This is a genomic window from Candidatus Harpocratesius sp. (genome assembly GCF_054039255.1).
In genome coordinates, this window is sequence record NZ_JBPLBG010000071.1 from 226,798 (window position 1) to 249,773 (window position 22,976).

Sequence of the window (22,976 nt, forward strand, 5' to 3'; positions counted from 1 at the left end):
TACATTCTAAATTAACAAATTCCATTGGTTATTATTTTGCAAAGGTATTTATCTCAATTCTTTTTTGATGTCATTATATGAAAATAAGGAAAGATCCCGCCCTAATATTAAAAGAAAAAGTACAATTGCAAGAATCATTGTCAGATCATGAAATACAAGCCTTTTTAACGAAATCTCCATTAATTACACAACTCTTGACTGATCCAAAATGGGGACCTGAGAAATTTGTAGGGTTACGGGCCATCGAATGGCGATTATTGGAACTGAGTGAAATTCCTCATACATATACCATGAAAAAAGTAAAGCAATGGATGGAACTTTTAGTTAAATATACGAAAATTGACGATGGATTTTCTCTTCGTGGCACAGCAAACACAGTTTTAGCATGCCATAATGCGATGATAACTACGATTTTAATCCGTTTACGGTTTCAAAACCACCATGCAATCGAACAAGGAATCGATTGGATTATAAAATATCAAAGTACCGCCCGAGATCAAGAGTGTGCTTGGGAAGGAACAGATCTTTATACTAAATATGGAGGTTGTATGAAAAAAACACCGTGTTATGATGGTGTGGTTAAATCTATGGTTGCTTTAAGTGAATATTGCCAAAATTTTGGCGGGTCGAAAAGAATTAAAGAAAAGCTACGCACAGGGTTAGAATACATTTTACAACATCAAGTGTTTAAAAGATTCTCTACCAATCAGCCCATTGAAGATTCCATAATCTTGAATTTTTACCCGTTTACCTACAAAACCAATATAATTGAAATCTTATCTCTTCTCCATTCAAATCAGTTGTTAAATGACCCAAGATGTAAATCAGCCCTTGAAATGGTCAAAAAAAAACAAAGGGCAGATAAATTTTGGCAGGCGGATACTTCATTCATGAAATCTTCTTGGATCGATTTTGATCAGCCAAAAAAGCCAGGATTATGGATTACAAATTATATCCAGCAATTTATTTTTAATTAACCCAAATATGAAAAATCATGATATATTCGCTGTAGCAATACAATTCATTTAATTTTTTAACCGAGATGTTAAAATTTTTATTATTTTTTATCTTTATGTAACTATTCATGTCAACACCAGTTCAACGATATCGTAATCGCCTCCGATTATCAGCTTTATTTTTACTTTTTCCAATCTACAAATTTATTATAGGCTTAATTACTCATAATATTGCTTTAACTATAACAATGGGGTTACTTTCTTTAGTTTATGCAGGTGTGTTAATTTATCTATATATTAAGAAGAATCCAACAAAAAAAACAGATGCAGGAAATTTAATTAAATCAAATGATTAAACAAATTTATTTTTCAAGTTTTTTTTTCATTACATCAAGTAATTCAAAATATAAATTTTTGTACATTGCCAATTCCTGCTTTAATTGATTATTTTCAGCCCGTAATTCAACAATTTCTGAGATTTCTTCTTGGATCTTTTGTAACGTTGTATTTGAGACACCACTACCAAATTTTCGTTTCAATTCTTCTTGAACTTCACGATATGTTAGATTTATTTTCAAAAGATGTCTAATATAGGCATACTTTGCAAGATTTGTTCTAATAATTAATTCACCTCTTTGGTCATATAGTGAAACAAGTAAATATCATTTCATATATAATAAAAAAAAGCAGTTAGGGATTTACTGTATAAATATGATAATCATTGTCTTGTTCTTCGATTTTCTGAATAATTTTTTGATGTTCGCGCAAAATTTCTTGTCTGGAAGGCTGATATATTTCATTTTTCATTATTTTTCCACCACAATGTGAACAATAAACCGTGTCTTGGTTTAAAAGAGCCATTACAATAACATCCGATAATGGAGAATGACAATGTGAGCAGTAGAGTTCATTTTCTTTCGATTTTGAGAAAAATCTATTTCGAAATTCTAGTTCATAGTCTTTTGCACTATTATCAAAAAACGACCAGATTTGCCAAATTAATATTATGATAAAAGTATAGAAAAGTAAAAATGATACTGGATTTCCTTGAATTCTTATTAAAAGTTGACTCGAAAGATAAAGTATACTGTAACACACAATAAATAAAAGAGTGTGATAAAATATATTTTCAAGAAATGATTTAAACCATTTCTTTATCGGAAAATTCCAAGAGATGATTATTTTATCAACGATAAAATAGAACATTAGAGAATATATTAAAAAGTAAATCTGGTAAAATGATTCGACATTAAATAGAATGAGAGTTGACATCATTACAAAAATTGATGTTGTTATACATAATGCAAACATTTTCAGGCGTGATATTTCTTCTATATTTTCGATGAATTGTGTTGTTTTGATAAAAATATTAATATTCTTATGTAGAAAAATACCAATTTCAATAAAGGTAATAATCAAGAGAAATAAAAATTGACTTATTATAATATAGTCTGCATAAATTTCCCAATAAAAAGGAGAATCTTTAATTTTAACAATTTTCAGAATTAACTGAACAAAAAAACCAATATAAAACACAAATCGAATCGCTTTAAATATTTCAGTCCATTTCATTTTTATCATCCATTTTTATCTATGTAAAAAAAAATATTAATAATAATAATATCATAAGTTTTGCTTTTATAAATTTATCTATTTGTTATCAATAAGATCAAATTAAATACCCATTTAATTAATTTAATTTCAATTAAGACCAATTAAAACAGTTTTATTTGTTATTCTTTTTTTACTAAAAACATACAATAAAATTATTTTTTACTCCTTTAAATGTCTCACTTTAAATAATATTTCTTTAGATTTCCCACAAAAAATATCTAGGTCTAAAATAAAAAAATCCATAAATTTGCTGGAGAGAAATTTCATTTGAAACATCTTTTCTTGTATTGGAAATAAAACTTAATAATAAAAAGGAGCTAGATATAAAAGTCGCTTAAATTATCATTTTAGAGATATATATCACATTTCATAAAAGTTAAAAACGAGCCAAAATATGCAACTTTGTGGGAAATCTGGTTAAAACTTTTGTCGATTTGGGCAAAACATTTAAATAATCAAAGAAGCATGTATCATTTAGATCATCGAAATTTACTCCCATTTTTGCCAATTTATAACGACTTCATCTCAAAACTGAATTTCAAAGCGAATTTTCCATGAAGTTCACACAAATATCACGCAAAATATAAAAGCTTTACTTTATTTTTGTCGCTTTTTTCACCCAAACTATTGAAATAAGCATATATTTAAATAGACGGCCTCAGTAATTCTATTAAGAATCAGATCTTTGTTCTGATTCGAAAACTATCAAGTAGGAGCATGATAAATTTGGGCTATGACACAAAATATATTCGTGTATCGAAAGTAAAGGATTTATTCGTGGAAGGAGACAAAAAAATAAGAATTTCTGGCGAAGCTAAAGATTTAGTCCACGAATACCTAGATAAGGCGGTTGAAGAAGCGGCTAAAGAATTAATAAACAAACTGCCGCGAAAATCTAAAGGTTCGTCGAAAGGCGAATTGAAACGAATTACCATTCAAAAAGAAGATTTTGAATAAATTTTTTAAATTCCTTCTTGATCAAAGGAATGAGGTGTTTTTTTGACATTTTTTCTTATTCCTCTTTATCATCTTTAACTAAATACCTAATCAAGAAATTAAAGAATTATGCTTTTTATTTTATTAAATATGAACCTTGATCGAATAATTAACCAAAATAATTTAGAAGATTTCATTCGAAAATTAGAAGATCAAGGATTTCATAGGAGATACAAACCTCAGAACCAATCTGAAAATTTTAAAGAAATTTTAGGATATGATATTATTGTTGATAATCCAATATTAGCATATAGTATAAGAGATTGTTCCTTTCTTCATTTAAATCCGAAAATTATTTGTCAACCGCGTACATTTTCTCAATTGCAAAAAATAGTTCAAACCGCAGATATTTTACGTATTCCTCTTACATTTGCTTCAGGAAAAACAGGATTAAGTGGTGGATTTGCCACATCTTTTGTTTTAGTTGATCTTGAGAAGCTTGTAACCCAAACACCTTCAATTATAATGGACATTGATTCTTACACTATACAAGTTGATCAATCCATTTTGGTTTCTAAACTAATCCGATATGTGCCTTTACAAACAAAAAATCGGTTTATTTTTCCATGTCAACCAAGTAGTGCATTTAAACTCCCTGTTCGAATTGGTGGTCTTATAGGAACAAACGCGAGTGGTATTACATCAGGAAAACTCGGACCTATTTATGATTGGATAGATTCGATGCAAGTAATGCTCCCGACGGGTGAAATCAGAACAATTTATAAAAAAGGAAATCCTTCTGAGCTCTTTTTATTTCGCAGAATTGTTGGAGGAATGGGATTATATGGAATTATTTTAAATGCAAAGATTCGATTAGCGCGTGCCTCAGATCCACAAAATCTAACACATTTCGTCTTCTTCGGTGATAATTTCGACTTTATTTTCGAAGCTCTTCAAGAAATTCAAAATCAGGAGATATTTCCACTTAACTGTGAGTTTATTCTATCAACTTCAGATATACCAGGTAAATTTAAAGAATTATCACAAAATAAACCAATCCGCTGGGCAATTTTAGTTAAGGATACGAAACACATTACAACTCGATTTTCACACATCATTAGCAATTTCGGAAACATTTCAAAGAAAAGACTTGACAAAAATCAGTATAAAAATTTCTTAGATGAACGAACAAGCTTAGCAATTCAGACAAAATCAAATGATCCATCACAAGATTATATCCGATTTCCTGGATTTGAAGATATTCTAATGCCACCAAATAAGTTAAAAAAAGTATTAGATGAAATTAATTCCAAATTAGTTGAATTTGAGTTTCCTCCGATAATTATTGGATATGGACACCTAAACTTCAGAAAAGGTCAAGGATTATTACTTCATGTTCGAATACCTGTGAATATATATGATTTTGCATCAAATTCTAGAAAAATGTATGGCAAAATCGCAAAATTAACGGCAAAAATGAATTATATATTAGAACAAAAGTATCACATTCGTCCAAAGGCGGAACATAGTACGGGAGTTTTTACCTTTTGGCATCGTCGATATGATTTACAAAAAATTATCCAAACAATTGACACACATCAAATGTTTATTTCACCACATCTCCTTTCGATTTTACAGATTTGTAGGTCAAAGGGCATCAACATAAATGAAAAATTCCCAGACAATCAATCTGAAGAGATATTGGAAACTTTACTTCAAAAATATTTGATAAATTAATCCAAAATTCTGTTTTAAAATCATATTTTTGCTAAAATTATCATCTAGTATATTATTATTTTCAGTGAAAAAACCGAAAATATCTTTTTTTAAGTAGAAGGAAAAGAATTCCTTACCAGATATTTTAGGGTATTTATGAAAGGAAAATTTTTGAGATAAAGTTGTGATAACTATGCCTATTAAACTTTCAGACGCTGTGTATACTAACTTATTGGAAAAAAACTTTGATAAGGCTCTAAGCCTTCGCAATCGATATTCGTTTATTAATGCGAATATATTTCCATTATTAAGCAAAGAAGAACAAGATTTATTGCTTGAATTTGAAGAATCTTGTATTAAACTTCAAAAGGATGTAAATCGTGATGATGTTTATACAATTGCCCCAAAATTGGGAGAAAAACGAATGCTCCAACGGATGAATCCATATGACGGAATTGATGGATCATCAAAACATCAAATGTTGTTAAATATCGCAGTAAATGGAATGGCTCCTGAAGTGGATTTTGCAATGACCGCATCATCTATTCTTGTTGGAAATTCTCTTTTTCACAATCCAAAAAGAACTGATGTCCAACAAAAAGCTTTAGAAGAAATTTGGGACGGAAAAGCAATCGGAGGAATTGGAATCACCGAGATGCAAAATGGTTCTGATGCTGTAAACATGAAAACTCAAGCCACAATTCACGATGATAAGAGTTTTACATATAATGGAATTAAAATATATACAACTAATGGTGCAGTTGCAGATTATTACAGTACATATGGAGTTACCGACATATCAAATCCACGACGTACGATGATGTTAGGTTTATTCAAAAGAGGAGATGAAGGACTGAAAGCGGAACGATTACATATTCCCGCTGCACCAGGTATTGGAATTGCAAAGGTGACTTATGATAACGTTACAGTTCCTGCAGATCGTATGATTGCAGGACCAGGAGAAGGATATCGTCGATTATTCCGTGGTTTAACCCCAGAAAGGATTGCTATTACTTCAGGTTCATTAGCAGGAGAATGGCATACATTAGCAACTGGTGCTATTTTCTCACAAATTCGATATCAATTTGGAAAACCATTGTTGAAATATCAAGGAATCAGCCATGTTCTTTCGGATCTTTATGCACATATTGCTGCCTATACTGCATTTGCATTTCAAGTGGCAGATTTTTACGATAAAAAGGTTGGTAAAAAAATTCATCAAGGAGAAAAACCCAATCCAATGGATGAAGGAACTGTGGCAATTTTAGCGGCACAGGCGAAATATTTAGCTGCTAAATATTCACTTCATGCTGCTTACGAAGTAGTGCAAACTATGGGTGGTAGAGGTGCAATAAATGAACCAGGATCACAAAATATGATTAATCGAGGAGAAAATGTAGCACGGCTAATGGAAGTCCTTGGAGGTCATCGTAACATTCAATTAATGATTATTGAAGCCGGTTTAAAGGCGACCACGATGATGAGTATTGATCGATTCGTGAAAAAGGCACGAAAAAATGAAGAAAAGACAAATGCGAAGGTAATAGAACTTTACATCCAAAGAGCGGAAAAAATGTTGACAGAAGATGCAGAATTTTTGAGCGAAAATACGAAAAATCAATTGAATGAAGCATTAACTCGATTAAAAACTGCTATTGAAACAAAACACAAAGTCGATTTAAAAGCATATTCATCTGCACTTCCAAAAATCCTAAATTCAGCAGGGAAAGAAGCATATCAAGCAAGAAAATCCCAAAAATCTTAATTTAATAACTTCTTTTTATCTTTTTTTAATTTTTTCTCTTGTATTTTATCCATTTTGATTATATAAAAACCTATTATGTAATTAAAGTAAATTAATAAAAGTAAAAAGCGTGTATAATCACCTTATACTTAATAATTGCGAATAATGCACAAAAATGGAGATGATTAGATGAATAAGAAATCACATAATGATGATATAAAAGAAAAAATACTTGATTCTAAAGAAGAACAAGAGAATTTAAGAAATGAAAATGAAGGTAATGAATATATTGAAAATCCAAAAGAAGAATCAAGACAAGAAAAAGATATTAATCAAAGCTTAGAAAACACTTCTGAAGAAGAAAATGAACAAAATCAAGAAGAATCTTCTAGTGAAAATTGGGAAGAAGATTTGCAACAAAAAATGAGCACTCCTGCTATGAAACGTCATTTAAAAATATCTAAACGTAAGGAGTTCCGTGCAAAGATTCAGCAAAAAAAACAAGAATTAAATGCAAAAACCTCAGAAATAGTTGAAGGACAGTTTATGAAAGTGTTTGATAAACGAGTTCTTCCCTATACAATATTATTTATTATTTTTGCTACTCTTATAGGGATTACAGCTGCAATTGATTTTACTAGTCCAATGAGTTTTTTAGGAAAAGACAATATTCAAAATTTCAAGCAATTTTTAATTATAACACTAGCAGTTGGAATGATCATAGCAAATGCACTTTTATTTTGGATGAGTCGTAATTCAAAAATTCATAAACTTCTTTTTGTTGAAGGTGGATGGATAATCAAATTAGTGTTAGCTCTGATTACTTTCATTTTAGGATTTGGATTTTGTATCTTTTGGTGGAATGTAATTGATGCATCAATGGAAAACCAATTAGATTTTCTAACATTTCAAGTATTATTTGGAATAATCTTAGCATTGATTTATTTCGGTTGGAATGCAGGTCAAATATTCTTTGTCAAAACAACTATAGAAAATCAAGCGATTCGTTCAGAAGCCAAATTTCAAGTTAAAAATGAAAATGTTGAGAAAAGTAAGAGATTGAGAAAAATTAAGGTGAGAAATTATCTAATTGTCTTTATTCCCTTATTAATTCATATTATATTCACTCTTCTATATATTTTCATGGATACAGCTGAATTTTATCAAATTTTTACTGATACACCTCCAAGTTATATAGAAAAATTTACTCCACAAGTATTTTATTATGGAGAATGGAAGGCCCAAGCGACAAATATTACAGGTATATCAGATTTCGTATTATTCCTTACAAGATATTTTCCTGAAGTATGGTTCGCAAATAAGTCACTGCTATTTGTGCTAGTTTGGTCGGTTTTGGTTTTAGTTTTATTAATATTTCTGGTTACAAAACAAATTTCTCTTTATAAATTAAGCAAGAAAAATGATACTCCAAATGTTTTTTCAGGGATGTTCTTTTTCATATTCAGTATTTTCCTCTATTTGAAACTCTTTTCGATTTTAAATACAGGAATAGGAATGAGTGCCATTTCAGGAGAAAATCCTCCTGACCAATTAGTAGGTCAAATTGTAGATTGGATAACGAGTATTTTATTGATGCTGATAACAATCTTTAATTTACTTCGCGGATTCGGTAAAAAAATTCGAAATACACTAAAAAGTTCCAAGATTACAGAATACAATCTTGCCTTTTTAATGTTTCTCCTAGTTGGCAGTTATTGGGGAGGTCAATGGTCGCTTATAACCGGACAAGGTCTAAGTAAAGAAGGATTAAACATAGCAACTTCTCTTGTAGTTGTTATTGTATATATCGGTTTTTATTATTGGTATAGCGGCTGGGTTTTAGAACGACGAGGCTTTGTGCGAAAACATTCTTTTACATTAGTTGAAGTTAAAGAAATGTTAACCGAATTAAGCAAACAGATTAAGGATCAAATGTTACAAACTATTGAAAACGAACAAATAATAACAAATACACTTAACAATTATTTACTTTCTAAAAAAATAATATTAGGTGGTGGATCTAAAGAAGAAGGTTTAGTTGAAGATCTAGAAGAAAAAGAAGAAGAGAAAAACAGTGAAGAAAAACTTGCTCATATGAAATTATTATTTGAAAAATCTCAATTAGAACAACAGGAATATGAAGCAGCAATACAACAATTGAAAAACTTGAAAAATAAGCTAAAATCTCTTGAAAATGAACAAAAAGAAATAGAACAAGCAATTAACAAAATTCCAAAAAACCTTAATGAAAAATTAACACAAAAACAAGAATTACTTGAGCAAGAAAATCAAAAGCTGAAACAGCAACAATTGAATTATAATACAATTTTAAAAGAATTTAAATCAACAAAACCTCCAAAAGAGCCAAAAATACCTAAAACTGCTGATGGAACAGAAGATGAAGATGTTAAAGAAATTTTAATGGAAGAATACAACACCAAATTAAGGGCTTATGAAGAATTACAGAAAAAAGTTGAAGAACAAGATAAAGTCTTAGCAGAAGTCCAGAAAAAATATGAAAAACTACAAGATGAGTTCACTGAAATCCAAAATAAAATAGATGAGACTAATAATATGAAAACGCGCTTAGTTTCTATTGAATCAGATATCAAAAGTGCTAATAAAGAAATAATAGCTGTAGAGAAAAATCTTGATTATTTAAAAATTAGAGCTGAATTAGCCCAACCTGTTATCAAAGCAGCTAAAATCGCCTTAAAATCTGCAGAAAAGGAATTTAAAGACTATAAATTGCTGACAGATACGTCCAAAATTGAAAAACAAGCAGAAGAAAAACTGACAAAAGCCCAACAATATCATGAAATGGCCCAAGAAAAACTAAGTGAATGTCAAAATACAGTTGATTCTTCTCGTAAAATACCTGTTATTGATGCAGACATTGAAAATGCTGAAGATATGATTAATAAACTAGCAGACGAAGTAAAAAAAGCACAAAAAAACCTTACTTCAAAAGAAAAATCGAAAGAACAAAAACTTAATGAATTTGAAATAGCTAAAAATGCGTTAGATGAAGCACAATCGAAATTAGACGAAATTAATGAACAAATAAAAAAAGCAAAAAAAGATTTAGCTAAATCTACAGAATTACTTGAAAAAGGGGAAGAATTACGAGCGGAATATAAAAATGCAAGTGAAGATTATAATGGTGCTAAGCAAGATTTAGAGCAGTTAAATTCACTTAATATCCTAGAAAATGAATTAAGTGATCTTCAAGCTCAAGAAAAAGAATTGAAATCAGATCTAAAATTAGAGAAGAAGAGAGATCCGATAGATCAAAATGTAATTGATGAATTAATCCTTAAGCTTGATGAATTAGGGGATAAAATCAAAGATAAAAAACGTGAAATAAAGGAAAACAAGAAATTTCAAGATGAAATGGAGCAGAAATTGAAACGAATGCAGAAACTCGAAGAACAACAAATTGATATAAAACAAGTAAAAGAAACAATAAAATCACAAGAAGAAGATCTTCAAAAATTAGAACAAAAAAGAATAGAACCTCAAAAAACACTTGATAATGCTCAAACCACTTTCAATGATGCAGAAGATGCACTAGAAAATGCAAAGAAACAACTAAAATTAGCAAATGCAGAATTAAAAGCAAAAGAAGACGAACTATCTGAATGGGAAGAAAAGAAAAAATCATTTGTCTCTGAACGTGAAGAACGTGTTCAAGCAGAAAAAGATCTTGAAGAAGCAAAGAAGAGTCTTGGAGAAGCAATAAAATTATTAAATGAGGCTAAGAACAATTATTCAAAAGTACAAGAAAAACGAGAAAAGCATGAAATGCAATATTACCTAAGCTTAAAAGAAGCATCAATTGATTATGATATCTATAAAAAAGAACATGATTTGAAAGAAGCATATTATACTTTAAAACAAGCAATGCGACAAGCAGAAGCAAATGTTGAATTAAGAAAAGAAATGGTTCATGAAGTAAAACAGCAAAAAGAAGATTTTCTCAAGCAAATGAAAGAAAATCCAGATAAAGTAGCGCGTAAATTGAAAAAAGAAAAAATTAATCAAAATTAATAAATCAATCAATACTTTTTTATCAATTTTTTTCCTATTCTTTCATTTTTTCCTTGAATTCTTGCTCCTTAATCATAATCTCATTTAAAAGCATCTCCATCCAAAGTGGCAATTGCAAATTTTTTATTAGTTTTGACAGTTCTCTTTCATGTGATTTATTTTGAGACGATTTTCATAATCGATGAACCAGATATTTGATAATCACATCCACCTTTAAAGATGAAATTAAAGGTTCAATTATTATAAGGTTTCGAAATACATCTAAGGTCTGAAAAAGTGCGAATAAGTTTTTTTTCTATAATTTTAAAAAGCTACAGAAGAAATTCATAGTACCTAAAAATGTTAAATAGAAGGTTAAAAATATGGTAAATTTGCAAAAAGAAAGAGCACATTTCTATAAAAAAGCAAGAAAAAATGTTCCAATTAACCAAATATTGCAAGAATTACTTCAAACAAGTAATTCTATTGAAACTATTTTATACAAAGGTATTGTGGGGATTAAAGCACAATCTGTAGATGAGGCAATGGCTCACTTTTCAAAGGACTTTAATGTATTTTATTCAGAATTCTGTCACTATTTTGATTATGAGGTGGAGCTTATTACAGATCCTCATACTCCATTCTATCATAAATTAAGAAATTTAGAGCATAAAAAATTTAAGCAAAATTATGAAAAAAAACGCAAATCATGGTTGAAGAATAAAGAATGGAAGAAAAAGTATGAGAAAATTTTAAGAAAAATATGGTCTTTTATCCTAATTCCCGAAAACTTTCAAGGTAAAAAAGGATATGTCTTCGCTTATAATGGAGATGAATCTTATTGGAGAGAACAAGAAGCAAAAACAGAAACATATTTTTTGTATAAAAACAGAGAGCAAGATATTTTTGCAAGTGCACCCTATAGCGATAGGTTATATGAAATCTACGAAGAATTATGCAATTACCCAGAATCATTTATCAACATAGTAGAAAATTTGTTTTCAGAGATATTAAATAACAACGATACTATTACATGGATCAGAATTTTAAATAACTTTTACAATAGCGAAAATTTCCCAAATGATCAAACTCTTTTTTACTCCCACAAACATAAAATTGAGAATTGGGGTCAAGATGGTTCGTTTAAAGCTTTACGCCAACGGGGAAATAATAAAAATTCTTGGAATGAAAAAGATTATAATTTTGGAATACACCCTAGTGAGATGAAATTACTTGCTGAAATCAGTAATCAAATTGGACATTTTATTAATGTATATAGACCAGGAGCAGGATTTTATGAAGAAGAATATAAAGGTTCATATAGGATAACGAATTGGTGCTGGGCAGTTGCCGAACATACTCATAATCTTTTCAATAATGATTCTTCAAACGAAGAAGATTACTTGATTGAAGAATATGAAAAAGATGACGAATATGATTATCCTCATGTCACATCTTTAACTTTAGTAGGAATTAAATTGAAGAAAATACCCAAAGAAATATTCTCATTAAAATATCTCAAAGAATTGGATCTTTCCAACAATAAAATCACTTCTATTCCTGGAGAATTCAAAAAATTACGCTTTTTAAAATCACTTAGTTTGTTCGATAACCCCATTAAGTTAAAATATTTAGATCTTTTGGAGGTTCTTGATTATTGTTATGAAGATATTGCAAAATTTATAAAAAGCTATGCAGAAAATGAATATTTCACCCTTGAAGAAATCGAATTATGTATTAAAAATAACAAATCCTTAGATTTTTCAATGCATATTCCACCGATTTTTATTCAAAATAAAGAAAAAATATTAGAAATTTGCCAGCAAAATCCCACAGATACTGCCAAATACTTAGAACTTTTTGCAAAAATGGAATATATACAAGGAGAACCAATTCACGCTGATGAAGCACCTTGGTTGCGTAATTTACTACAAGAACTACCTCAAGAAATTCCAATTTATCGTTATATTATTGATGAAATAGGGGAAGAATTATTTTATGATTTGCAATTGGGAATAATTCTTAGAGATTATCATGTAGATAAATTAATATTGGAAGGTTTGCATTTAAAACAACTTCCAAAATCTATTTTTCATTTTACAAAAATGCGAAAATTATTTTTAGCAAAAAATGAACTCACAGAACTCTCTTCAGAAATGGTAAAATTACAAAATTTAGAAATGATAGACATCTCAAGAAATAATTTTACAGATTACCCTGCAGTAATTGGTGGACTTAATAATTTATCAAATGAATTCTATGAAACCTTCGATGATATAGAAAGTGATCTTATTTTTTGGAGCGGAGAAGATTTGAAAGAATATTTGCAATTAAAATTTCAAATTATGAATTGGAAATTTGAAGAATTTCTTCAAAATATTAAGAAAAATAAAAAAGTGAGAAAAGTTGACGCTCTTTTTCCAGATTTACTTGAATATAAAGAACAAATATTAAATTTAATTAATGATTTAAAAAAAAATCCAGAAAATAGCGAATTAATACAACAAATTGAATTCATATTACATCAAAAAATAACCCTTCATGAAATTGAACACGATTTAGGCTTTTCACTTAATTTTTCTATAGATTGTGAGACAAAAAAAACTTATTGTCTTAAAGAGTTTCGAATTATCTCTTTAAATCTTGAGGATTGTAATCTGACAACTCTTCCAGATGGAATTTTTGATTTAAAGTACCTAGAATATTTAAAGATTAGCGATAATCCAATAAAGCAAATCTCATATAAAATCTTGAAATTAGAAAAATTGAAAGAGTTTGATCTTCACTCCACCAAAATTCAATCTTTACCACTTAATATTATTCGTTTTAACCTCAAATGCTACATATATCTAAATGATGACTTATCCCTAACTCCATTAGAAGAAGAAATCTTAAACAAACATTTACAAAAAGATTTTGATGAATACTTATTCCACAAATATGAAGAATGGTCCATTCAAGATTTTATCACACGAATGAAGAAAAATGAACCTGCAACAATAATTGATAAAACACACCCAAAATTAATGAAAATGCACTCAATGCTTGAAGATGAACTATTGAAGTTAAAAACGACTGCTGCAACAAATTTTTTGGATTATCTTCGAGAAATTAGTAAAATTAACCTCAATAATTCAAAATATTCCATTTTTCTTTAATTTTTTCCATTATTTCGTGTTAATTCGAAAATTTGGAAAAAAAAGAATTTAAGATGAAATTTAAAATAGAAAAAATAATTGATTATTTTTTTAATTCTGATTTTCTTTCAGATTCTTGATCTTTAATCATAATTTCATTCAGAAGCATTTCAACCCATATTGGAAGTTGCATTTCTTTAATTAGATTTGGTATTGTTTTTTTCTTATTCTGATTATTAGAAACTTTCTTTAATCTGTGTGTGAGATATTGAATAATTACATCTTCTCGAAGTGATGAGATTAGGGGTTCGATTAAAACAACATCCCTAAATACATCAAGAGTTTCTTGAGCTGCACGTGATATTTCAGGAGAATTATGGTTTAATAATGTAATAATTGGTGGAATGGAAGTTGGATCTTTTATTTTTGATAAAGCTTCTAAAGCCACTAAAACTAGATCATCTGAATCAGATTTTAAGAAATCAATTAAAATAGGAACAGCTTGCCTAGCTCGAAAATCACCTAGAGTATATACAGCGGCAGCTTGGACTTCTTCTTGATCATCATCCAGCAATTGAAATAATGCTTGAATGATTTCTTTTTGATTATAATGTCCTACACTTAAAGCTGCATTTTCACGTACCTTCCATTTCGGATCATGAAGTGCTTTTAATAAAACAGGGACAGATTGAGGGGAGGCAAGCATTCCAATTGCATCAACAGCTTGATAACGATCTTCCCAGTCATCGGAATCTACAAATTCTTCTATTGAAGGAACACATTTGCGATCCCCAATATTTGCTAAAGCGGCCATTGATGCATATCTGACAACTTTATCAGAATCATGTAATGAAGAAATCAATGGTGCAATTGCACGATTATCTTTCGTTGTTCCCAAAATTTCAGCTGCTTGTGAACGCACCTCTGTATCTTCATCCTTTAGTAAATCACATAACGGAAGAACGATTTTTTCACCAAAAAATTCTGGTTGAAGGAGAATGTCCAAAATAGTTAGTTTAACATCAGAATCAGGGACAACTAAACCTTTTAGAAGAGCATCTAAAGCTTTTTCATGATTTGGATGATTCCCCAAATCGTAAGCAGCTTGAATTTGTATTATGGGATTATCTCCCTTGATTAAATTTTCAAATAAAGTTTCAATTTCCATTGTTATTTTAATTTAGGTTAGAACTTTTATTAAGGTTAATAAGTTACAAAATTTTTTATTTTTTATATTTAAAAAAAGGCAAATCTTGAAAAGGAGATCCAACTAAGATTCTAGTTATGGAGATAAGTATTTGGATTCTTCTTCTTATAATCTTAATAGTGGGGATAATTTGTCCAATTTTAGGTAGAATATTTTATAAAATGGAAAATAAAATAATTTTTTTCGTTTATTTAATAGTTTCAATTATTCTTACCATAGTAATTTATTTTCTCACAAGTCATCCTAATTGGGATACTGTCTTAAATAATATTGAAATCTATTTCCAAAATTTGGTTCAATTTAAAACAGGTTATGTTTTTAGCTTTATTGTTTATATTCTTGCAGGATTTGGAATAATTGGTGGAACTTTAGAATATGTAGGAGAACAAACAGAATCTGCAGAAGCCTATAAAAAATATAAATGGTCCGCTCCAATTGTGCTTTATTTTAGCTATTTGGTTTATGGATATATTTTTATATTTGCAGTATATTCATTTTCTCAATTTCTAACATTTTTTTTCCTTTGGGAATATCCTGTTCATACAACTGGTTTTGAAGATTTCATTTTAAATATTCAATTTCACAGCACAATTTTAGTCAGCATTGGTATATTTCTTTTTACAATAAAGGCTTTTCGATTTGGAATTTTTTCATTTGAATTCTATCGTTCTGAATTTCATCCTTCAGTGGCAAATATAGGTCCAATACGTAAAGAAATTCGTCGAAACGTAGCGTTAATTATGGGAGCAATTGGGTTATTTGTAAGTATTTGGATTTATGTAATAGAAAATTATACCCCAAACGATCCAGGAGTAAATATTGCATTTGGAAAAAGTTTCTTCTTTTTTGCAGCGTCAATTGAAGCGATTTTATTCTATTTATTAAAAGATCGATTTGTGGATCAGCTAAAGCCAATGGATAAACAATATGAAATTAAAGTATCACGAGGTCCTTTAAAAAGTGATATTAAAGATAATGAAGAAAATCTTGATAATGAACTAAAATTTAAGGATTAATCTTATTTTTTAAAATTCTATTTGCTTCATCCAAAATTATCCATTTTTTAATTTTTTAGAATTTAAAAAATATAATATTTGAGGTGTATTATTATGGATGCAATTAGTTGCATAAAAAATCGTAGAAGTATTCGAAAATTTAAAGATCAACCAATCGAACAATCAAAAATAGAATCAATTCTTGAAAATGCTCGTTGGGCACCATCAGGAATGAATTTACAACCATGGCGCGTAATAGTAATTACGAATCAAGAAATTAAAAATAAAATCGCACAATGTTCAAAATATTCAAATATTATTAATTCTGCTCCAGTAATTCTTGCAATCTTTCTAAATAAAGAAAAAGAATATAATTATGTGAAAAATGTTCAGAGTATTGGGGCATTTTTCCAATCATTACTTCTCACAATTCACGCTCATGGACTAGGTAGCGTTTGGATTGGTGAGATTTACAATCAGAAAGAAGATGTTCAAAATCTATTAAAAATTAATGAAGATAAGAATGAATTCATGGGTCTTATAGCATTTGGCTATCCAGCAGAGAAGGGAATAAGTACAAGAAAAAACACTGAAGAGATTGTGCTAAAATGGTATTTATAAAGAAATAAATTTTCAAATAATAAGAGTATATTTCTTTATAACATAGATTTTTTAACATTTGATTTCTTCCTATCTTATGAATCAAAATCATTCATTTTCTTTAAATACTGAAGCAGATGCATCATTATATATTTCTATTGAAGTTAAAAATATAGAAAAAGCAAAAAAATTCTACACCAATGTTTTTGGCTTTTCTATTGCTTGGGATGGGGGAGATGAAATAGGATGGTGCGAACTAAAACTTCCCGTTAAGGGAGTTCGAATTGGGTTAGATCTTAAAAAAGAAGGAGAAATTATTCATGGATCTACTACATTAACATTTAATGTGAATAATCTAGAGGCAACTAGAGAATATTTAATTCAAAAAAAAGTTCGCACTACTGAAATTAGGGATATTCCCAAAATGGTTTCAATGTTTGACTGCTGGGATATAGATGGAAATAAAATCCTAATTATTGGAGATCCCCGAAAAAATTAAAGTGGTTTCTGTTTTTTCTAATATTTAAATGCAAAATCTGGTTGATAAATAATATCATGAGATAATAGAGGATCTTTCCATGATATTGAACTATTTTTAATCTTTCTTCTAATTAAGGCAAAAAGCCAATCAAAAGATCCAATAAAATAAATCTTTCTCCAGAAGATAATTAATCCAATCCAAAATATTAAAGCAGCAAATCCACAAAGGATAGCGTACCCCAAGGAAAGTTTTCCAAATCCTAAGAAGTCTTCATGAAATATCTTGCTTAGGATCCATCGAGGTATATAATCTAGTGCTTGTAGAGAAAATATTGTTAATGAAATCACACCTGCACTCCTAATTATCTTAGTACGATCACGATGTTTTTCTTTAATTTTATGATCTGTATTTAAATCAAAAACCCATAAAAAGATTAAAATAACGGCTAATTGAATGCCTGTATTTACCAGCAATAACCAATCTGGTGGAATCATAAACATACCTCCAAAAAACAATTTATCATGAAAAATCCACCAACTAAATCCAGCAATTAATAAAATAAAACTTAGTGTAAAACCTTGTAATAAAAACCTTTTTCGGTTAAAAATCGGAACAGTAAGCATGATTCCAATAACATTTCCAATACAAGTTGCGGTAAAATAAGGAAAAATAGGTTCTTGATAACCAACTAGCAATGCTAATCCTAAATATCTCATACTATCGCTAAATGAATTAGCTGGAGCACTTTGAATTTGATTAATACCCAAACCATAAGTTTTAAGAGCCCAATTTCCGAGATATTTTGTTGAGAATAATGTAATAAAGAAAAATGTGATATAAACAGCAATTTGGATTCCTGAAGTAGAACGATTCTTATTTTTCAAAGGTTTTAGAACAAGATCCAATAGAAATTGAATATTTGCAGTTAAAAAAATTCCAATTGCTATTGTTTCCACTGCATCTGACCATTGTATTCCCCTCATCCATCTAGAGACATTTGCTTCACCTGTATTTATCCATTGATAAAGCCCAGTATAAGGATTCCAAAAGATTTGAATCATTATGCCTTGTCCAAAAAGTAAAAAAGACCAAATAATTGCATGAAAATATAATTTATAAGAAGGAACCCCATTTTGGCGAGATTTCTGCCAAGTATACATCAATACAATAGCAGATATTATAAGAAAAACACTTCTCCATGTTGCAAAATAAAAAAATAATCCTAACAAAACAAATTGAATTGTGGGTAATTGAAAGAATTGATCATAAAAATCGGTTGAAATTGTTTTTTCGAAAGAATGGAAAAAAATCAAGCAAAGCATTGATAAACCGCGTAAAAAATCAATCGAAATTAGCCTTGATGCTTTTTTTTTTTTTGAATTAACGAGTAATTTCTCATCTGAGATTACAGACATCATTTTTATTTTAATATTACTTTTAATTTTTAAATAAATTATCTATATTAAAAACAACTATATACTTGTGACGAAAATTTATGATCAATTATTCAATTTTCGACATGAAAACTTGATTTATTGTAGAAAAATTACAAATCACCATAAAATTCACTGCAGAATGAGCTAAGAAACGATCCTTTTGAACTTTTTTCGTAAGATTTTTGTTTAATTCCGTTTTGACGTATTTATGAGTGTTGAAGATATTTATGATCTTGCGATAATTGGCTCTGGACCAGGAGGATACCATGCAGCACTTCGAGCAGCTTCTTATGGTGCCAAAGTTGCACTTATTGAGAAGGAGACCCGACTGGGAGGGACATGTAGCAATTGGGGCTGCATTCCAACAAAAGCCCTCTATTCATCTGCAAAAATGATTGCTGATTTAAAAGAAAAGGCTAATCTTCTTGGTATACATGTTAAAGGTCCAATTGAGTATGATTTTGCAACTGCAGTTGAGCGAAAAAATCAAGTAGTAAAGGAATTGACTGATGGTATTGCTCAACTATGTAAAGTTAAAAAAGTTCAAGTCTTTAAAGGGTTCGGTTCTTTAGTAGAGGGTAACATTTACACAAACATTACAGTTAATATTCGGCAGGATGATGGTTCAGATGTACAAATTAAAGCCAAGCGAATCATTATTGCAACAGGTTCTAAACCAGCAGCCATACCCGCTTTTAATATTGATCATAAAAAAATTCTTGATTCTGATGACATTCTCCGTTCAGATTTTAAAACATTACCAAAAACACTTATTATTATCGGAGGGGGAGTTATTGGTTGTGAATTCGCCAATATCTTTGCCGAATTTGGTACAAAAGTGACTATTTTAGAATATCTTCCTACAATACTAGCCAATGAAGAAAAGTTAGTTGTAAAAACTCTAAAAAAGAAATTAAAATATCTTGGAATTAATATTCACGAATCAAAAAATGTCCTTTCTGTTAAACCTACAGAAAATGGTGTTCAAGCAGTAGTTTGTGATGCAAAAATCCCACGAGATCAAATAGAACAAGCAGAAAAACAAGTTATAGAAGCCGAGATGTGTTTGGTTAGCATTGGGAGACAAAAATACACCGATGGATTAGGATTGGAGAAATTCCAAATAAAACTTCAACGAGGTTCAATCCCAATTAATCATGAAACAATGGAAACCAGTTTTCCTGGAATATATGCGATTGGAGATTGTACAGGAATATTAATGTTAGCACATTTTGCATCCTATCAAGGAGATATCGCAGTTTTAAATGCATTGAGTAGTATCGGAGGTTTTAAGGGCGTTTACCCTCAAAAAGCAGATTTCAACACTGTACCAGCCACAACATTTACACACCCGAATATTGGTTCTGTTGGATTACGACAAAAAGAAGCAAAAGAGAAATATGGTGATATTTTAGTTGGTCGCTTTTCATATGCCAGTTCTGGAAAAGCAAAATGTATGGCAGAAGAAAATGGATTCATGATGGTCATTGTTGACGCACATACAGATTTAATTGTTGGAGCATCATGTATAGGAGAAGCCGCCCCTGAATTAATTTCAGAGATTTCTGTTGCAATGCGTTTAGGATTGACCACTCATCAACTTGCTAGTGTTATTCATTCTCATCCTACATTAAGCGAGATAGTTTTAGAAGCGGTTGAAGATACTCACGGAATGGCAATCCATAAAGCAGGGAAACGACGATAATTTCCATACAATTTCTTTATCTATTCTACATCCTTTTTTTTACTATTTTCTGATTATCCTCATCTTTTAATTTTAATTCATATTATCCAATAAAAAAGATCGAAAAATGACAATCAAACGATCAACTTTGATCTTCAAGTGGTGAAAATCAAATATGTAATTATCATTTTACAAGCATTTAGATAATATTGAAGTTATTCTAACAATGATTATAATGACTGAAAAAAACCGATCTTCTCTGCTTTTAAAACAAGAATCACATCAAGATGTTAAAAAATCATTAAGTTTGGTTAATGTTATTTTCATTGCATTGATGAGTGCAACAAACGTTGGAATTGATTTATTATTAAGTCCTTCATTCATACTGCTTTTTTCACATATAATTGCTGGAGTTCTTATTATGCTTCCAATTAATTTTTTATTTATTTCACTCACCAAATATCTAATAGATGATCGTTTTGGATCATTAACTCTTTATATGATAATTTTTGGCACCATTGCGGCACCTACAACTTTTTTTGGTTCAGTTCCAGGAATTTATAAAATCGTTGTGGGAATAATTATTGGTATTATTTTAGATGCAGTATATCTTATTAAAATTCAGATTATTCGCCCAATTATAGTTGGCATTTTAGGTAGTACTATTTGGTGGCTATCTACTTTTACTATTTGGACCCTTTTCCAATTTCCTTATGTAATGGGTTTTAGTAATTTATTTAATGCGTTTTGGAATATCAGTAGTTTTGTTTCAATTCCAGTCATGGAGATTTCTTGGAATTTGGTTAAATTTTCCCTTGTTTGTGGAATCACATCAAGTTTACCTACAATAATTATGTGTTATATTTCATGGGGATTATTTTTAAGTGTTAAAAAAACAGCAATTTATGCGCGCTTTTCTCAAATGTAATAACTTTCATAGTAAAATATTTTGACTGATTATTATTAATTAAGAGGAGATAATAATTGAAGATTGTTCCTTTTTTATCAATAGACTATCCTTTTTTTTATAGATAAAGAATAATAGGTGACATACAACATGAAACATGAGATAAATGATTCTCCTTCTCCAATTATAGAATTTCATAATGTTTCCTTTTCTTATGAAAAATCGAGAATTCTCTATGAAAATCTTAATTTTACAATTAACAAAGGAGAGATACTGGGTATTGCAGGTAATTCAGGCTCTGGAAAGACTACTTTAGCTTACTTAATAAAAGGAATTATCCCTCATGCCATTAAAGGAAGTAGATATTCAGGAGAAATTATTGTTGATGGACACCTTGTACATAAAACAAAATTAGCCTCTTTAGCCCAAACAACTGGTATGGTTTTTCAAGATTTAAATGCTCAATTATTCAGTAATACTGTTTTAGATGAAGTAAAATTCGGACTTCTTAATCTAAAAATGAATCCTAAATTAGCCTTAGATGCCTTACAAAATTTGAATATTATCGATCTAAAAGACAGAATTCCCATGAATTTGTCAGCAGGTCAAAAACAACGAGTTATATTGGCGTCAATAATCGCTTTACAACCGAAAATTTTGATATTAGATGAACCATCTATTCATCTAGATTATCAAAATAAGATTGCACTTATGCGTTGGCTAACTCGGTTGAATTTAGAAATGAATATGACGATTTTAATTGCGAGTAATGATCCTTGGTTAATTGGACAAATGTGTGAAGAAATCTTGTATATTAAAGATCATCAAATTTCCCGTAGATTAAAAAGTGAATTAATGAGAAAACGATCACTTTGGATGTGGAATTATGCAACCTGACCAGATAATGAAAACATCCAATTTAAAATTAAGTAATGAAGACATTCAGAGTCACCCATTTAAATATCACATTCATCCACTAATTAAATTAAGTATTTTTATTGGTTTTAATTTGTTGGCATTTTCTTCTAGTTTTATAAATTTAAAATGGATAATCCTTTTAATCGAATGTATATGTGCTGTTTTAGTTAAATTACCTTGGAGAATAATGAAAGGATTTTTTAAACTCTTGATGTTAAATTTCCTGAGTATTTTTCTTATTTTTTATTTTGCAACCAAAGATTGGAAATCAGCTCTTATACTATTTGGAAATTTCGCAGTAACTATCTTAATAATGATCATAGCATCATTTCTTTTCACACATGCAACCCCACCTATTGAATTAATCACCGAATTGCGCAAGGTGAGAATTCCAGCAAAATTTATTTTTGCTATTTTAATCGCAATTAGCTGGTTGCCCCTTTTGACTCAAGAAATTCAGAAAATAATTATTATTCAAAAATCCAGAGGATACAAAATTAATCTATTCAAACCTGGACCAATTGCAATTCCAGCTCTGTTAAAGATTATGGATTTTGCAATAAATCTCTCAATTTCACTTGAAAGCCGAGGATTTAATTAAATTTTGAAGATTTTT

The 22,976-nt window shown here is 29.5% G+C and carries 18 protein-coding genes; 14 read left to right on the forward strand and 4 right to left on the reverse strand.

Going from position 1 to position 22,976, the window contains the following annotated elements; translation table 11 throughout:
- Positions 1–77: 77 nt before the first annotated feature.
- Together ACXLDF_RS16265 and ACXLDF_RS16270 are read left to right on the forward strand one after the other, a co-directional pair.
- Positions 78–977 (forward strand): hypothetical protein, encoded by a 900-nt coding sequence (locus ACXLDF_RS16265; protein ID WP_457559605.1) that lies wholly within the window; start codon positions 78–80, stop codon positions 975–977.
- Positions 978–1,084: 107 nt separating this feature from the next.
- Positions 1,085–1,312, forward strand: coding sequence for a hypothetical protein (locus ACXLDF_RS16270; protein ID WP_457559606.1), 228 nt, complete (start codon positions 1,085–1,087; stop codon positions 1,310–1,312).
- A gap of 6 nt (positions 1,313–1,318) precedes the next feature.
- Here the strand turns inward: ACXLDF_RS16270 and ACXLDF_RS16275 are convergent, their stop codons facing one another.
- Together ACXLDF_RS16275 and ACXLDF_RS16280 are read right to left on the reverse strand one after the other, a co-directional pair.
- Entirely contained in the window at positions 1,319–1,534 is a 216-nt protein-coding gene (locus tag ACXLDF_RS16275) for a hypothetical protein (RefSeq protein WP_457559607.1), read from the reverse strand.
- A gap of 112 nt (positions 1,535–1,646) precedes the next feature.
- Positions 1,647–2,528, reverse strand: a complete 882-nt coding sequence (locus ACXLDF_RS16280) for a hypothetical protein (protein ID WP_457559608.1) — start codon at positions 2,526–2,528, stop codon at positions 1,647–1,649.
- Positions 2,529–3,296: 768 nt separating this feature from the next.
- On the opposite strand from ACXLDF_RS16280, the gene ACXLDF_RS16285 reads away from it, so the two are divergent.
- The 5 genes from ACXLDF_RS16285 (at position 3,297) to ACXLDF_RS16305 (ending at position 14,153) form a co-directional block, all read left to right on the forward strand.
- Entirely contained in the window at positions 3,297–3,527 is a 231-nt protein-coding gene (locus tag ACXLDF_RS16285; RefSeq protein WP_457559609.1) for a hypothetical protein, read from the forward strand.
- A 129-nt stretch (positions 3,528–3,656) separates the two neighbouring features.
- A complete protein-coding gene (locus ACXLDF_RS16290) occupies positions 3,657–5,243 on the forward strand; it encodes an FAD-binding oxidoreductase (RefSeq protein ID WP_457559610.1) in 1,587 nt (528 codons plus the stop codon).
- A 172-nt stretch (positions 5,244–5,415) separates the two neighbouring features.
- Positions 5,416–6,987, forward strand: a complete 1,572-nt coding sequence (locus ACXLDF_RS16295; protein WP_457559611.1) for an acyl-CoA dehydrogenase family protein — start codon at positions 5,416–5,418, stop codon at positions 6,985–6,987.
- Between the two features lie 168 nt (positions 6,988–7,155).
- Positions 7,156–11,016 (forward strand): hypothetical protein, encoded by a 3,861-nt coding sequence (locus ACXLDF_RS16300; protein WP_457559612.1) that lies wholly within the window; start codon positions 7,156–7,158, stop codon positions 11,014–11,016.
- Positions 11,017–11,378: 362 nt separating this feature from the next.
- Entirely contained in the window at positions 11,379–14,153 is a 2,775-nt protein-coding gene (locus ACXLDF_RS16305) for a leucine-rich repeat domain-containing protein (protein WP_457559613.1), read from the forward strand.
- 82 nt (positions 14,154–14,235) lie between these two features.
- Here ACXLDF_RS16305 and ACXLDF_RS16310 read toward each other — a convergent pair whose 3' ends face one another.
- Positions 14,236–15,300: a HEAT repeat domain-containing protein gene (locus tag ACXLDF_RS16310; protein WP_457559614.1), complete on the reverse strand. Its 1,065-nt coding sequence runs from the start codon at positions 15,298–15,300 to the stop codon at positions 14,236–14,238.
- 116 nt (positions 15,301–15,416) lie between these two features.
- Here ACXLDF_RS16310 and ACXLDF_RS16315 point away from each other — a divergent pair, with 116 nt between their 5' ends.
- The 3 genes from ACXLDF_RS16315 (at position 15,417) to ACXLDF_RS16325 (ending at position 17,433) form a co-directional block, all read left to right on the forward strand.
- Positions 15,417–16,355: a hypothetical protein gene (locus ACXLDF_RS16315; protein WP_457559615.1), complete on the forward strand. Its 939-nt coding sequence runs from the start codon at positions 15,417–15,419 to the stop codon at positions 16,353–16,355.
- 93 nt (positions 16,356–16,448) lie between these two features.
- Positions 16,449–16,955, forward strand: coding sequence for a nitroreductase family protein (locus ACXLDF_RS16320; RefSeq protein WP_457559616.1), 507 nt, complete (start codon positions 16,449–16,451; stop codon positions 16,953–16,955).
- 76 nt (positions 16,956–17,031) lie between these two features.
- Positions 17,032–17,433: a VOC family protein gene (locus ACXLDF_RS16325; protein ID WP_457559617.1), complete on the forward strand. Its 402-nt coding sequence runs from the start codon at positions 17,032–17,034 to the stop codon at positions 17,431–17,433.
- A gap of 17 nt (positions 17,434–17,450) precedes the next feature.
- On the opposite strand, the gene ACXLDF_RS16330 is transcribed toward ACXLDF_RS16325, so the two are convergent.
- Positions 17,451–18,833, reverse strand: a complete 1,383-nt coding sequence (locus tag ACXLDF_RS16330; RefSeq protein ID WP_457559618.1) for a hypothetical protein — start codon at positions 18,831–18,833, stop codon at positions 17,451–17,453.
- 226 nt (positions 18,834–19,059) lie between these two features.
- On the opposite strand from ACXLDF_RS16330, the gene lpdA reads away from it, so the two are divergent.
- The 4 genes from lpdA (at position 19,060) to ACXLDF_RS16350 (ending at position 22,961) form a co-directional block, all read left to right on the forward strand.
- Positions 19,060–20,556, forward strand: coding sequence for a dihydrolipoyl dehydrogenase (lpdA, locus tag ACXLDF_RS16335; protein WP_457559619.1), 1,497 nt, complete (start codon positions 19,060–19,062; stop codon positions 20,554–20,556).
- A 214-nt stretch (positions 20,557–20,770) separates the two neighbouring features.
- The gene (locus tag ACXLDF_RS16340; protein ID WP_457559620.1) at positions 20,771–21,463 is read left to right on the forward strand and encodes a hypothetical protein; all 693 of its coding nucleotides are present in this window, start codon (positions 20,771–20,773) and stop codon (positions 21,461–21,463) included.
- 129 nt (positions 21,464–21,592) lie between these two features.
- On the forward strand, positions 21,593–22,339 hold the full coding sequence (locus tag ACXLDF_RS16345; RefSeq protein ID WP_457559621.1) for an energy-coupling factor ABC transporter ATP-binding protein: 747 nt from the start codon (positions 21,593–21,595) through the stop codon (positions 22,337–22,339).
- A complete protein-coding gene (locus ACXLDF_RS16350; protein WP_457559622.1) occupies positions 22,329–22,961 on the forward strand; it encodes an energy-coupling factor transporter transmembrane component T family protein in 633 nt (210 codons plus the stop codon). Before ACXLDF_RS16345 ends, ACXLDF_RS16350 begins: the two co-directional genes overlap by 11 nt.
- Positions 22,962–22,976: the final 15 nt, after the last annotated feature.